General features: G+C 71.8%; 11 protein-coding genes and 3 pseudogenes. 5 read left to right on the forward strand and 9 right to left on the reverse strand.

Translation table 11 applies throughout. The features are described from left to right. Nucleotides 1–28: 28 nt before the first annotated feature. A pseudogene (locus OG799_RS14535) lies at nt 29–142 on the reverse strand (ADP-ribosylation/crystallin J1); the annotation flags it as partial. An 84-nt stretch (nt 143–226) separates the two neighbouring features. Between OG799_RS14535 and OG799_RS14540 the strand changes: the two are divergent. The 3 genes and pseudogenes from OG799_RS14540 to OG799_RS14550 all read left to right on the forward strand — a co-directional run bounded on the left by OG799_RS14540 (nt 227) and on the right by OG799_RS14550 (nt 2,815). Beyond that, nucleotides 227–789 (forward strand): annotated as a pseudogene (locus tag OG799_RS14540) (NADAR family protein). A gap of 40 nt (nt 790–829) precedes the next feature. Continuing rightward, complete coding sequence (locus OG799_RS14545) at nt 830–1,345, forward strand: NUDIX domain-containing protein (protein ID WP_406045565.1); 516 nt, start codon at nt 830–832, stop codon at nt 1,343–1,345. A gap of 168 nt (nt 1,346–1,513) precedes the next feature. Next, complete coding sequence (locus OG799_RS14550) at nt 1,514–2,815, forward strand: sulfite oxidase (protein ID WP_406045566.1); 1,302 nt, start codon at nt 1,514–1,516, stop codon at nt 2,813–2,815. 66 nt (nt 2,816–2,881) lie between these two features. Here the strand turns inward: OG799_RS14550 and OG799_RS14555 are convergent, their stop codons facing one another. The 4 genes from OG799_RS14555 to OG799_RS14570 form a co-directional block, all read right to left on the reverse strand. Next, on the reverse strand, nt 2,882–4,108 hold the full coding sequence (locus OG799_RS14555) for an IS110 family transposase (RefSeq protein WP_406045567.1): 1,227 nt from the start codon (nt 4,106–4,108) through the stop codon (nt 2,882–2,884). A gap of 239 nt (nt 4,109–4,347) precedes the next feature. Beyond that, nucleotides 4,348–4,887: an RNA 2'-phosphotransferase gene (locus OG799_RS14560; RefSeq protein WP_406045568.1), complete on the reverse strand. Its 540-nt coding sequence runs from the start codon at nt 4,885–4,887 to the stop codon at nt 4,348–4,350. Nucleotides 4,888–4,935: 48 nt separating this feature from the next. Further along, the gene (locus tag OG799_RS14565) at nt 4,936–6,009 is read right to left on the reverse strand and encodes a hypothetical protein (RefSeq protein ID WP_406045569.1); all 1,074 of its coding nucleotides are present in this window, start codon (nt 6,007–6,009) and stop codon (nt 4,936–4,938) included. An 82-nt stretch (nt 6,010–6,091) separates the two neighbouring features. Further along, the gene (locus OG799_RS14570; protein ID WP_406045570.1) at nt 6,092–7,141 is read right to left on the reverse strand and encodes an aldo/keto reductase; all 1,050 of its coding nucleotides are present in this window, start codon (nt 7,139–7,141) and stop codon (nt 6,092–6,094) included. A gap of 356 nt (nt 7,142–7,497) precedes the next feature. Between OG799_RS14570 and OG799_RS14575 the strand changes: the two genes are divergently transcribed. Next, the gene (locus OG799_RS14575) at nt 7,498–8,073 is read left to right on the forward strand and encodes a hypothetical protein (protein WP_406045571.1); all 576 of its coding nucleotides are present in this window, start codon (nt 7,498–7,500) and stop codon (nt 8,071–8,073) included. Further along, on the forward strand, nt 8,067–8,864 hold the full coding sequence (locus OG799_RS14580; protein ID WP_406045572.1) for a hypothetical protein: 798 nt from the start codon (nt 8,067–8,069) through the stop codon (nt 8,862–8,864). The genes OG799_RS14575 and OG799_RS14580 overlap by 7 nt, the downstream gene beginning before the upstream one ends. Before the next feature lie 277 nt (nt 8,865–9,141). Here OG799_RS14580 and OG799_RS14585 read toward each other — a convergent pair whose 3' ends face one another. The 4 genes and pseudogenes from OG799_RS14585 to OG799_RS14600 all read right to left on the reverse strand — a co-directional run. Continuing rightward, a complete protein-coding gene (locus tag OG799_RS14585; protein ID WP_406045573.1) occupies nt 9,142–10,377 on the reverse strand; it encodes an RNA polymerase sigma factor in 1,236 nt (411 codons plus the stop codon). Further along, nucleotides 10,374–10,697: a YciI family protein gene (locus OG799_RS14590; RefSeq protein ID WP_406045574.1), complete on the reverse strand. Its 324-nt coding sequence runs from the start codon at nt 10,695–10,697 to the stop codon at nt 10,374–10,376. Before OG799_RS14590 ends, OG799_RS14585 begins: the two co-directional genes overlap by 4 nt. Before the next feature lie 53 nt (nt 10,698–10,750). Next, nucleotides 10,751–11,440: a dihydrofolate reductase family protein gene (locus OG799_RS14595; RefSeq protein ID WP_406045575.1), complete on the reverse strand. Its 690-nt coding sequence runs from the start codon at nt 11,438–11,440 to the stop codon at nt 10,751–10,753. 379 nt (nt 11,441–11,819) lie between these two features. Beyond that, nucleotides 11,820–13,046: pseudogene (locus OG799_RS14600) on the reverse strand (IS110 family transposase); the annotation flags it as partial. Nucleotides 13,047–13,177 lie beyond the last annotated feature (131 nt).

A 13,177-nucleotide genomic window follows, 5' to 3' on the forward strand; every position in this document is an offset into this window, starting at 1 on the left:
GGGGCGCCCCGAGACCCGGGCGCCCCGCTCAGCCGGCCGTGGCCGGGTCGGCGCGGAACTCGTGGACGACCTCGATCCGGCCCACGATGTGCCGGTTGAACAGCTCCAGCTCCTCGGCGGGCACCCAGAGTTCGAGGATGTCGGCTGGGATCTCCGCCCCACCAACCGTTTCGCCGGCCGGGAAACACGGCGGCGGGTTGTCGGTGCCTCGGGCAGACTGTCGGCCATGTCGCCACGATCCGTCGCCGATCTCGTCGACACCGTCCAAGGCGGGGAGCGGGTGAAGTACCTGCACTTCTGGGGGCACCGGCCGCAGCGCGACGGCAGCGTCGGCGCCGGCTGCCTCAGCCAGTGGTGGCCGGCGCCGTTCACCGTGGACGGCCGGACGTACGCGACCGCCGAGCACTGGATGATGTGGCACAAGGCGACCCTCTCGGGGACACCGGGATCGCCGAGCGGATCCTCACCACCGCGCACCCGCACCGGGTCAAATCCCTCGGCCGGCAGGTGCGCGGCTTCGACGAAGCGACCTGGGTGGCCCACCGCTACGACATCGTGGTGGCCGGCAGCGTTGCCAAGTTCGGGCAGTACGACGAGCTGGCGGCGTACCTGCTCGGCACCGGGGAGCGGGTGCTGGTCGAGGCCAGCCCGGTGGACCGGATCTGGGGCATCGGCCTGGCCGCCGACGACCCCCGGGCCGACGACCCGACCCGGTGGCGGGGCGCGAACCTGCTCGGCTTCGCGCTGATGGAGGCCCGCACTCTCCTGAGCGACCCGCGGGCCGGGTGACGGGAGCGTTCCGCCGGCCCGGCGGGTAGCGTGCTGCGGCGTGACCGGCGCACCGTACTCGCACTGCTCGTACTGCGGCACGGCCTACCCGGCCCGAGCCAGCTGGCCGCGCGTCTGCGCGGTCTGCGGCCAGACCGTCTGGCGCAACCCGCTGCCGGTCGCGGTGGCGCTGCTGCCGGTACGCACGCCGATCGGCCTGGGGGTGGTGGTGGTCCGCCGGGACATCGAGCCGGCCCGGGGCCAGCTCGCGCTGCCCGGCGGGTTCATCGAGCACGGCGAGGAATGGTCGGAGGCGCTGGTCCGGGAGCTGCGCGAGGAGACCGGCCTGCTGGCCGAGCCGGAGCAGGCGCGGCTCTTCGCGGTGCACGGGGCGCCGGCCGGCGGCACCATGATGGTCTTCGGGGTGCTGCCGGAGCGGGCGGCCGAGGAGTTGCCCCCGTCCGCGCCGACCGAGGAGGCCACCGAGTGGCTGGTCCTCACCGAGCCGGTCGAGCTGGCCTTCTCCACGCACACCCGGGCGCTGGCCGACTTCCTCGCCGGTCAGCCCCCGGTCTGATCCCCGTCAAGCACCGCGACCCGGTCCGTGCCGGCGAGCGGGCCTGATGCTGCTGCCGGTGCTGCTCGCCGAGCCGGCGCGACCGGAGGGGGTCACCACCGGCTCTGATCGACGGCTATTTCCACTGATTGAATAGGAATGCAGCGTCGCCCAGCCCGGAGGTCACCCGTGTCACGCCCGCATTCCCAGGACGAAGTCGAGCACGACGCCCGCCGGACCCGGCAGTGGCTCGCCGGGGAGGCCCGCTGCGACGGGGTCGTTCGCCAGGAGCTGCTGGAGCTGGGCGCGGCCATGGCCGCCGTCACCGCCGCCGCCGCCGAACGGGAACCGGTCGCCGTCGCCCCCGCCCCCGTCGGCGTCGACCCCGGCGCGGCCGGTGCCGACGCGGCGCCCATCGCCAAGCCGCTGCCGCCGGAGCTGCTCGAGCCGTTGGAGACCAACGCGGAGATGCGGTGGGAGGCGATGGCCGGGCAGGGGCAAGTCGTCCCCAACGACCGGTTCTTCGTCCGCAACCACACCGTGACACCCCGGTTGGACGCCGAGACCTGGCGGCTGCGGCTCTTCGGCACCGGCCTGCGCGGCGCGCCGACCCGGGACAACCCGGTCGAGTTCGACCTGCGCGACCTGCGGCAGCTGCCCGCCGAGGAGCGCACCGCGCTGGTCGAGTGCGCGGGCAACGGACGCCGCCACTTCGCCGAGCAGCAGGGCGACGACTTCCCCGGGGTGGCCTGGGGCCTCGGCGGAGTCGGCGTCGCGCGCTGGCGGGGCGTACGACTGGCGACCGTGCTCCGGCTCGCCGGCCTCACCGACGCGGCGGTCGATGTGATGCCGGAGGGCCTGGACCCGGACTACGTGACCGGCGGGGTGAACCTCGGCCGGGTCCGCCGGCCGATGCCGGTCGGCAAGGCCCTCGACGACGTGCTGCTGGCGTACGAGATGAACGGCGAGCCGCTCCCCGCCGACCATGGCTTCCCCGTGCGGGTGGTGGTGCCCGGCTGGATCGGCATCTCCTCGATCAAGTGGGTGGGCGCGATCGAGGTCTCCGCCACTCCCCTCTTCTCGCCCTGGAACACCGAGCTCTACCGGATGTTCGGCCCTGGGCAGCCGGCCGGCGGCGGGGAGCTGGCCGCCCAGTCGGTGAAGAGCGCCTTCGAGCTGCCCTGGGACGCCCGCATCCCGGCCGGCGCCGAGGTGCTGCTGCGCGGCCGGTCCTGGTCCGGCCACGGGCCGATCGCGCGGGTCGAGGTCAGCACGGGCGACGAGTGGCACCCCGCCGAGCTGGTCGCCGCCGACCGGGGCGGGGCGTGGCAGCGCTGGACGGCCGTCTGGCGGCCGCCCGCCCCCGGTCGGTGGACGCTGCGCGCCCGGGCCACCGACGTGACCGGGGCCGGCCAGCCCGACACGACCCGGCACAACGAGCTCGGGTACCTCTTCGACGGCGTCGTCCGGCACCCGGTGACCGTGGTCTGACCCGGCGCCCGCCGCGCCGGGGAGAACAGCGGCGAGTCGAGGTCAGACACCCCATGTCGTTGAGTGTCAAGCGGCATGGGGTTGGGCATGGTGCGACCAGGCGGTCGCTTCGTCGTAGAGGGTGCGGGTCTTGAGGCAGCCGTGGAGTATGCCGACCAGGCGGTTGCCGACCTGCCTCAGGGCCGGGTTGTAGCCGACCTCGCGTGCGCGCTGCTTGTCGTAGTAGGCGCGGGCGCCGGGTGAGGCCCGCAGGGCGGAGAACGCCTGGGTCTGCAAGGCGTCGGCGAGCCGGTTGTTGCGGACGTAACGGGCTTGGACGGTGTGGCTTTTGCCGGAGGCCCGGGTGACGGGGCTGGTGCCCGCGTAGTTCTTGCGGGCTTTGGCGGAGGCATAGCGGGCGGGATCGTCTCCGAACTCAGCGATCACCCGGGCGCCGGTGATCTCCGCGATGCCTGGCATCGAGAGGTAGATCTCAGCGTCCGGGTGCGCGAGAAAATATGCCTTCACCTGCCCTTCCATCTCCGCGATCTGCTCGTTCAGCGCGATCAGCACGCGGGCGTGGGCGGCGGCGGCCGCCGCGTAGGCGGTCGTGACCTGCTCGGGCAGGCCCAGTTGCCGCTCGCGCAGCGCGGCCTGGATCGCGGCCGCCTTCTCGTCCCGGTTGCGGCGCCGGGCCCGGGCCAGGACCGCGGTGATCTGCGTGCGGGTCAGCTTCGCCGCCGCTGCGGGTGTGGGTGCCTTGATCAGCAACTCCAGCGCGTCCGTGCTGGTCAGCGCCAGCTCGGCGTAGGCGCCCAGCGCGCCAGGGAAGTACTCGCGCAGGGTGCTGCGCAGCCGCTGGAAGGTGCGGGTGCGTTCCCAGATCAGAGTCTGGTGGGCGCGGGCGACGACCTTGACGGCCTGGGCCTGGTCGCTGTCGCCGGCCACCTGCCGCAGCTGGGCCCGGTCGATGCGGACCATGTCGGCCAGTGCGTGCGCGTCGCCCTTGTCGCTCTTGGCGCCGGAGGTGGCGTAACGTTCCTTGAACCGCGCGACCTGGCGGGGGTTGATCGCGTACACCTGGTAGCCGGAGGCGATCAGGGCCTGCACCCACGAGCCGCGGTCGGTCTCGATCCCGACGATCACCCGGGCCGCGTCCAGGTCCTCACCGCCGTGGCGCGCGAGGAGCTCGTGTAGCTTCGCGATGCCCTCCACGCCCTCCGGCAGTCGCGCGGCGGCAAGCTTGCAGCCAGCCTCGTCCTGGATCTCGACGTCGTGATGATCTTCCGCCCAATCGTCGCCGATCAGCAGCAACATGCCCTCCCCTGTAACGTCATTCACTTCGTTCAGCAGCCTGCGGAAGGCGCGGCACGCGGCCTAATGGATCCAGTGCTCACGCCCCCAGGGGCGGGCACGCCACCCCATCAGCGGTCTGGCCTCCCGGCCGACCAGCAAGGGCACGGTCTGACCTCAGAAGTCGAACGCTTCCGGCGGCATGAGTGCTCACCTGCTGGCGGCTACGGCACCGAGTCTGACCGACGCGGTAGCTCCCATTAGGCGGTCAGGTAGGCGGCGGGGACGGCGTCGGCGAGCCAGACGCCGTTCGCGCTGCGGTAGAAGAGGTGGCCGTCGCGGGCCATCGCCGCCGCGTCGACGGTGAGGATCGCCACCTGGCCGCCCCGCCGGGCGCCCACCCGCCGGGCGGTCTCCAGGTCGGGCGACAGGTGGACGTGGTGCCGGCCGCCGCGACGCAAACCCTCGGCCAGGATGGCCGGTACGACCGCGGCGCTCGTGCCGTGATAGAGCCGGTCCGGCGGCGGCGTCGGGGCCAGCCCGAGGTCGACCGGGATGGAATGCCCCTGGCTGGCCCGCACGCGGTCGACCCCGTCGGTCCCCCGTTCGACGGCGAAGCGCTGCTTGTCGTTGCCGGCGACCACCTCGTCGAGGGCGCCGCGGCTGATCCGCAGCGCGGCGAGCAGGTCGGCGACCGGCACCCAGCCGGCCGAATCCGGCGTCAGCCCGAACCGGTCCGGCCGGTGCCGCAGGGCCAGGGACATCTTCTTGCTCACCCGGACCAGGTCGCGACGATCCACGGTGACAGTGTCGCCCAGGGCGGCGGCAGCGTCGACGGATATCGACGGTCAGCGGGTGGCGCCGGAGGCGGCGCTCACCATCAGCCCGGACGCGTCGACCACCTCGAAGTCGCTGCCGCGCAGGCCGCCCAGCGTCCGCAGCGCGTCGTTGTCCCACCGCTGATCCGGCGCGCCGGAGAGGAACCACGCCGAGCCGTGGTCGGCGACGATCAGGCCGTACCGCTGCATGGCCTCGGCGACGATCCGGGCCTGCCGGGGCAACCGGGAGACGTCCACCGACCGCTTGAGCCGCAGCCGCTGGCCGAGCTGCGGCAGCGCCGGATCGGCCGCGTCCGAGGCGGAGTGGCTGGCCGGCCACGTCCAGCCGGTGCGAGTACGCGGCACGGTGACCCGGATGGCGTGGTCGATCCGGCCGGCGGCGACCTCGTCGTACCGGACCAGCCCGGCGAGGATCGACAGCCCGGCCGCGTCGGCGGAGGTCCAGCCCGCCCGGCGCAGCCGGTTCGACCGGAGGTCGAAGACCGCCCCGGAGCCGGCCCGCCAGCCGCCGCCGGCCGGGTGGGCGTCGAAGAGCTCGTACGCCCGGCAGGCGGCCCGGTCCCAGACGATGACGTGCCGGTCGCCGTCGCCGCGCGGTCCACCCTCGACCGCCGCGTCCGACGGGATCGGGTACGGCCCCGGGTCGCTCTCGGCGGCGTAGGAGAAGGTGACCGGCACCCGCCGCTGCCCGGCGGCCACGACGGTGACCGGGATGCCGATCGGCGCCCCGTCCCAGGTGCCCGAGCCGAAGTCGGGATGGACGGTGGCGCCGGCGCCGATCGCGCCGACCATCGCCGCGGACCGCGGGTGCGCGGGCAGCCGGGAGACGTCGGCGTGCCAGACGTTGTCCGCCGGCAGCACCGGACAGGCCCGCGCCACCGGACGCGGCCGCCCGCCGAAGCCGGCCCGCCCGGAGGCGGCCGGGGTCGGCGCGGCGGACGCGCCGACCGCCGCCCCGGCCGCGGCGGTGGCGGCCGGCTCGGGCGCGGCGACGGGCGTACGGTCCGGCGTCGTGCAGCCGGCGGCGAGCACGGCCAGGGCGGCCAGGGCGAGGCCGGCGCGGCGGATCGTCGGCTGGGGCATCCCGGGGATCCTGCCCGAGGACCGGCGGCGGCGTCCAGCGTCCCGAGCGCGTTCGACGGCCGGGCCGGCGCGTCCGGCCGGCTCAGGCGGCGGCGCGGTCCGACAGTGGACGCCGCCGGCGGGCCGCGTCGGTGAGCACCGGCGGCGACCACGCCCCGTCCGGGTGGTAGAGATTCACCCCCGGCGGGACGATCTCGTCGATCCGGTCGAGGACGGCGTCGTCGAGGGTGAGCGCCGCGCCCTTGAGCAGCCCCTCCAGCTGCTCCATGGTGCGCGGGCCGATGATCGCCGAGGTGACCGCCGGGTGTGCCACGGTGAACGCCACGGCCAGTTCGGGCAGGGTGCAGCCGACCTCGTCGGCGAGCGCGAGCAGCTCCTCGACCGCGGCGTACTTCGCGGCGTTGCCGGCGATCGCCGGGTCGAACCGGGCCGGGGTGAGCGCGGCCCGTCCGGCGGTGAGGTCGACCGCCCGGCCGGGGCGGTACCGGCCGGAGAGGAACCCCGAGGCGAGCGGGCTCCACACCAGCACCCCCATGCCGTACCGCTGGCAGACCGGCAGCACCGCGGTCTCCACCCCCCGGGCCAGGATCGAGTACGGCGGCTGCTCGGTGCGGAGCCGGCCGAGCGCCCGCCGCTCGGCGACGTGGTGCGACTCGACGATCTCCTCAGCCGGGAAGGTCGAGCAGCCGAAGGCCCGGATCTTGCCGGCCCGGACCAGGTCGCTGAGCGCGCCCAGGGTCTCCTCCACGTCCGTCGTGTGGTCCGGCCGGTGCACCTGGTAGAGGTCGATCCAGTCGGTGCCCAGCCGGCGCAGGCTCTCCTCCACCGCGCGGACGATCCAGCGCCGGGAGTTGCCGCCCCGATTGGGCCCCTCCCCCATCGGGAAGTGCACCTTGGTCGCGAGCACCACGTCGTCCCGCCGGCCCCGCAGCGCCTTGCCGACGATCGTCTCCGACTCGCCTGCGGAGTACATGTCGGCGGTGTCCACGAAGTTGATGCCCTGGTCGAGGGCGGCGTGGACGATCCGGACGCAGTCGTCGTGGTCGGGGTTGCCGACCGCGCCGAACATCATCGTGCCGAGACAGTGGACGCTGACCTCGATGCCGGTGCCGCCGAGCACGCGGTAACGCATGGGTCCTCCCCGAGGGTGTGCGCCGCGCTGGCCGGGCGGCGGGGCCGGTCCGGCCACCCTAGGAATTCGAGTGCGCTCGAGGTCAAGGCGGCGCCGGCCAGCCGGTGGCTTCCCCGTCCTCCATCTCGGGCAGTACCGGGCCGGCGTCCCGGTCGCCCGGCCTTACGGTGCGTAGCGGTCTAGGCGGACTTGTGCTGCCGGGCGGGGTGCGCACTCATGCCGATGAGCGTGCTTCGGGCCGGGGCAAGCGTTTGGATGCTGCTCCTATCGGCGAAGCAAGTTGCTACACCTCCGGCTTGTCGGGTCGGTGCCTTTGCGGTGGGGACGAGTGCGGGGAGGTCCTACACTTTGGTGGTATGCCGCGGCAGATCCGTATCTGGTTGCGTAACGCGCTGATAGCTGGCTGTGCACTCGGTGTGGGCCTCTTCGGCCGGCAGGCTGTGACCGCCGATGTGCCAGGCCGGGACCGCTCGATCGACGTGTGCGGTTTCGTCCGCCCGGAGACGATCGCCCGACTGCTGCCGGATGCGTCGAAAGCACAGGCCGAGATCGATCCCACGAAGAGCTGGTGCGATTTCTCAGGTTGGGTGGGCGAGGGCGACGGCCGGGCCGAGGTGCACTTGTGGTTCGGTTACGTCCGGTCGACGCGATCGCGGGGGGCATCGGCGGAGGATTGGGCCCGGTACGAGGTCCGCGGCGGTAGTTGCATCAACTGTCGCATGAAGCCGACACCCGTCCGGATCGGCGACGAGTCCTTCGAGTACGGCTGGACGTACGAGGACGTCCGGCAGTTCGCGCAGGTGCATGTCCGTATCGGCACGGTGACGGTCGAGGCACACCTGGACACGCCGTACGCGGCCCGGGACGTCATGTTCGAGGCGACGCGAATCGTGGCGCAGGAGGTCGCCGCGCGATGCTATGCAAGGTGCTAAGCGGGCTGGTCCGCCCGGATGAGGAGGCGCCCGGCAACTGGCTGGAAGCCGAACTGTCGCTGCGCCGGTGGAAGAAGTGGTCCTGGATTGCGGTGCTCCTCATCGTCGGCACCCTCTCGTGGGGCGGCTGCACCCTGGGTAAGGCCGCCGCGACGCCGGTGGGGCGGGTTCAGGCCGCGGCCGTGGACCGGGCGGCCGCGCCGGTCTCAATGCCCCCCATGCCACCGGCCCCCCACTATCCACTATCGACGCCGATGCCACTGCCGTCCCTTTTCGGTTCGGGCACCGGCACCGGAGCGCGCTTCGCCTCGGACGAGGCGACCTCCTTCAGCCAGCCGGGGCTGCCGATCACGTTCATGCTGCCGTGGGCCTCCTCGTGGCACTGTGTGGTGTTCAGCCTGCCCGGCGTGGGCGCCGCGTCGGCCGCCGAGTGGGAATGCACCGAGGACTCCGCCGACTACTTACGGAAGGTCAGCCTCCGCGTGTTGCTGGCAGCCTGCGCGCAGCCGTGCGACTCCGACGCCATGTCTCGGCTGCGGCCGCCATTCGTGTTCGGGCCCGTACGGGCCGTTGACGACACGACGTGGCTCGCCGACCGCACGACCGAGCCGAACCTCTTCGGCGACAGGTTCGTCGAGCTGATGATGGAGCACGTCTGGGCGGCGCCGGCGGGTGCGTTCGGGCCGGGATCGGCGGCACAGGCCCTCTATGTGGCGGTCCTCGCGACCACGCCCGCCGACGACCGAACTACGGCAGAGAAGATCATCAATGGCCTCCGTTCCCGGATGTAGCCATCGCCCCCGGGCGCTGATGAGGCCGGAACGGAGTCGAGAACATTGACACAGCCTCGGCTCACCGCTCGATCCCGGCCAGACCTACATTCTCCGACCTTGCCGCGGTTAACCGGCTGTGACGGCGAGCGGACCGATGATTGCGTCGTCCTCAATTGCCGATGACAGTGCAGTGCCGACCGTCGAAGCTGACGATCTCAGGCGGGTATCGGGCCGATCTGATTGCGTCGGGGCCGGCCGCCGCTGCGCGCGGGGTTTCGATCGGGATTCGTGGGCGCTACCGCAGTTGGTCGCGGCGGCGGATCAGGTTGGCGGTCTGGGCGGTGTTGCCGGCCAACTCGATGGCTTTGTCGTAGGCCGCGCGCGACTGCTGACTTTGGCCCAGCCGGCGCAGCAGGTCGGCGCGGGTCGCGTGGTAGGCGTGATAGCCGGCCAGCTTGTCCTCAAGACGGTCGACGGCCGCCAGCGCCACCTCCGGTCCGTCGAGCTCGGCGACCGCGATGGCCCGGTTGAGGGCGACGATCGGCGAGGAGTCGAGGTGGACGAGTTGGTCGTAGAGGGCGACGACCTGCGACCAGTCGGTGTCGCGGATGTCGCGGGCGGAGGTGTGCACGGCGTTGATCGCGGCGAGGATCTGGTAGCGGCCCGGAGCCACCCCGGCGGCGGCAGCGGCGAGGCGCTCGCGCACGAGCCGGTGACCCTCGGCGATCAGCGCCTTGTCCCAGGCCCCACGGTCCTGCTCGTCGAGGGTGACCAGTTCGCCGCTGGCCGAAACCCGAGCGGTGCGGCGGGCCTCGGTGAGCAGCATCAGCGCCAGCAGCCCGGCCACCTCACCGTCCTCCGGCAGCAGCGCGCGGATCAGGCGGGTGAGCCGGATCGCCTCGGCGGTCAGGTCGTGACGTACGGGATCGGTGTCGGGGCCGGTCGCCAGGTAGCCCTCGTTGAAGACGAGATACAGCACGGCGAGTACGCCGGAGACGCGTGCCGGGAGATCCTCGGCGGCCGGCACGCGATAGGGGATGCGCGCCGCCTTGATCTTGGCCTTCGCGCGGGTGATCCGCTGCTCCAAGGTGGTCTCCCGCACCAGGAAGGCGCGGGCGATCTCGGGCACGGTCAGACCGCCGAGCATGCGCAGCGTCAGCGCCACGCGGGCTTCCATCGCCAGCGCCGGGTGACAGCAGGTGAAGATCAGCCGGAGCCGGTCGTCGTCGATGGCGCCCAGCGGCTCGGGTGGGGTGTTGTCGTGCAGCATCTGAGCCTCCTTGTGCCTGTCGTCGCGCTTGTTCTCGCGCCGGATCCGGTCGATGGCCTTGCGGTTGGCGGTGGTGGTCAGCCACGCGCCGGGGTTGGGGGGCACGCCGTCGGCCGGCCACCGCTCGACGGCGGTCGCGAATGCCTCTGCCGCCGCCTCCTCGGCGATGTCCAGGTCACCGAAACGCCGGGTCAGCGAGGCAACCACCCGGGCCCACTCCTCGTGGTGGGCCCGGGTGACCGCCTCCTCGACGTCGATCACTGGAACGGCCGCACCTCGATCTTCCGATCGCAGACCTTCGACGCCTCGGTGGCGAGCTTGAGCGCCACATCCAGATCGGGGACCTCCCACACCCAGACGCCGGCGAGGTACTCCTTCGACTCCACGAAAGGCCCGTCGCTGAACACCGCCTGCTCGCCCCGGTTGTCGATGACCGTGGCCGCGTCGGTGTCCGCGAGTCCGCCCGCGAAAACCCAGTAGCCCTCGGCGATCAGTCGTTCGTTGAACGCGCTGATGGCAGGCCGCCTGTCCGTGCTGCCGGGATTGCTCTTGTCATCGATCACGGAAACCAGGTATTGCATCTGAAGATCATCTCCTGTGGTGTCAAGACAGCGTGGTTCGGTGGTCAGGGACTTCAGGCCGTTGCATACCGCGGGCGCCCGGCCGGCCGGTAGACCTGGATCGTCACGCCCTTCGAGTCGACCCGCGACTCGACCAGGTCGAGCGCAAGATCCGGACCGGTCTCCGGGAACAGTCTCGCGCCCTGGCCGAGGATCACCGGGATCACGATCAGAGTCATCTCGTCGACCAGATCGTTCTCCAGCAGCCACCGGGTCAGGGCGCCACTGCCGTGCACCTGCAGCTCACCCCCGGGCTTGGCCTTCAGCTCACTGGTGGCCGCCGCGAGGTCACCGCGGAGAACGGTCGTGTCCTCCCAACGCGGCGCGGTGAGCGTGGTCGAGGCAACGTACTTGGGGGCCTCGTTCAAGGCCACGCCGATGGGATGTGCGCGCATCTGGTCGATTGATCCCCAGGAGCCGGCGAACAACTCGTAGGTGCGCCGGCCGAACAGGAACGCGTCGGCGCGCTGGTAGGTCTGCGTGATGAACGTCCTGGTCTCGTCGTCGCCCGCCCCCCGGGCCCATCCGCCGCGCTCGAATCCGTTCCTGCGGTCATCCGACGCGGCGCCGTTTCCCTGCATCACTCCATCGAGGGTGACCTGGGTCATGGTCGTCAGCTTCATGATCGCGGTTCCTTTGCCTTGGCGCCGCCCCTTGTGGGCGGCCTCACCCCTGCTACGAACACCGCCGCCCCGATCCGACACCGCCTCCCGGACTTCTTTGAAGAATTTTCCGGGACGCCGGACGTCATCGCTCCGACAACACGACAGTTTCGCAGCGACTGCGCTCCGCCTCCTCAAGCACGCCCAGCGCGGACAAGCTCCTGGACCAGATCGACCGATCACGAAGATCCTGACTAGTCGTCCGCACATCAGCGTAAGTCGTTTTGTGTCAAGCTTTTGGTCGGTGCCTCGGCCGTCGTCTGTCCCTGCATAGCGGTGATGGGGTTGGTCCCCAGCAACGTGTAATCGGGTTGATGAGACGACGGGCCGGGGCTGCCCATGATGTGCGTCGAGATCACGTTGTGTCTCAATGCCGCGTAGGGCTCGCCCCGACCGTCAGCTTGAACGCCGCAAGGCAGAGTCAGGCGGCCAGAGCCACCTGCCGACGGCCGTTGGCACCGTGAGTTGCGATGTGGGGATCCCAGGCCTGGCCGGTGGTGATCACGGCGTGCAACTGGCGCAGGATCGCCGCGGCGACCACAGTCTGGGCTTGGGTTGCGGTGAGTTTGTTGGTCTCCCGCGTCGTCAGATGCTGGTAGCGGGCGGCATAGACGGCGTTGCCGCGTTGGGCGCCCCAGACCGCCCGCCAGGCGGCCAGACGCAGCGCGGGCCGGCCCTGGCCGGTGAGTTTGGTGCGACCAACGAACGTGCCCGACAGCTTCTCCCGCGGCGCGAGGCCGGCGTGCTTGACCAGGGCGCGGGCGGTGGCGAACCGGTTCGGGTCACCGGTCTCGGCGAGGATCGCCGCCGCGCCAACCGCGGATAGGCCGGGGATGGAGGTGACCAGATCGGTCAGCTTGAGCTCGTCGAGGACGTCTGTCATCCGGGTCTCGGTGTCGGTGAGCTTGTCGGCGGCGGTGCGCCAGTCCTGCAGCAGGAACGCGACCCGCTCCAGCGCACCGGGCCGGTGGGCGGTCACCCCGGTGGGGTTGGCCAACGCGGTGAACAGGTGCCGCAGGATGCGCAGCGAGGGCTTGCACCCACCCCGGCGGGTGATCTCACGGCGCACCGCCTGCTCGAACCGGGCCGCGCCGAGGCGTCGGGTGCGGGCAAGGTCACCGCCGTCACGATCGCAGATCACCGTCATCGCCGCCGCCCAGGTGCGGGACCGGAACGGCTGCTTGGCGGTGTCGAGCGCGGCGGGCCACACGCACTCGAGCAGGGCGCGTATCTGCTGGATTTGGCTGACCATCTCGATGATGAGCTGTTCGCGGCGGGCGCCCAGATGCCGCAACCGGCCCCAGGTCTCATCGACCGGCTCCGGCACGTAGCAGCGCAGCTGCGCGGTCAGCCGAGCGATGAGCACCGCATCCTTCTCGTCGGTCTTGTCCGAAGTCAGGTCCTCACTGCGCCGCGCCCACGACGTCAGCATCGGCTGCACACACACGAACGGCATCGCCCGGTCCGCAGCGAGCTGGCCGAGGACCCGCCAGCGGTGCCCGGTCGGCTCGCACGCCACCGTCACCCCCGCCCACCCCCTCGCCGCGGCCCGCTCGGCGGCCCAGTCCAACGCTGCCCCGAGATTCCAGGCCCGGCAGCGGAATGTCTTACGGGCCAACACTTTCGAGTCGTGATCGGTGACACGACCATCTGCTTCGCGTCGGCCAAGTCGATCCCCACGATCGCGTTGGTCACCGGCACCAACGCCCGCAGCCGAGCAAGCCGGGCGTTGCGGTTGCGATCACCCCGGGACACACCGCTACCGTTACCCATGAACGT

The sequence above is a fragment of the Micromonospora sp. NBC_00898 genome (assembly GCF_045207895.1).
In the GTDB taxonomy this organism is placed as follows: domain Bacteria; phylum Actinomycetota; class Actinomycetes; order Mycobacteriales; family Micromonosporaceae; genus Micromonospora.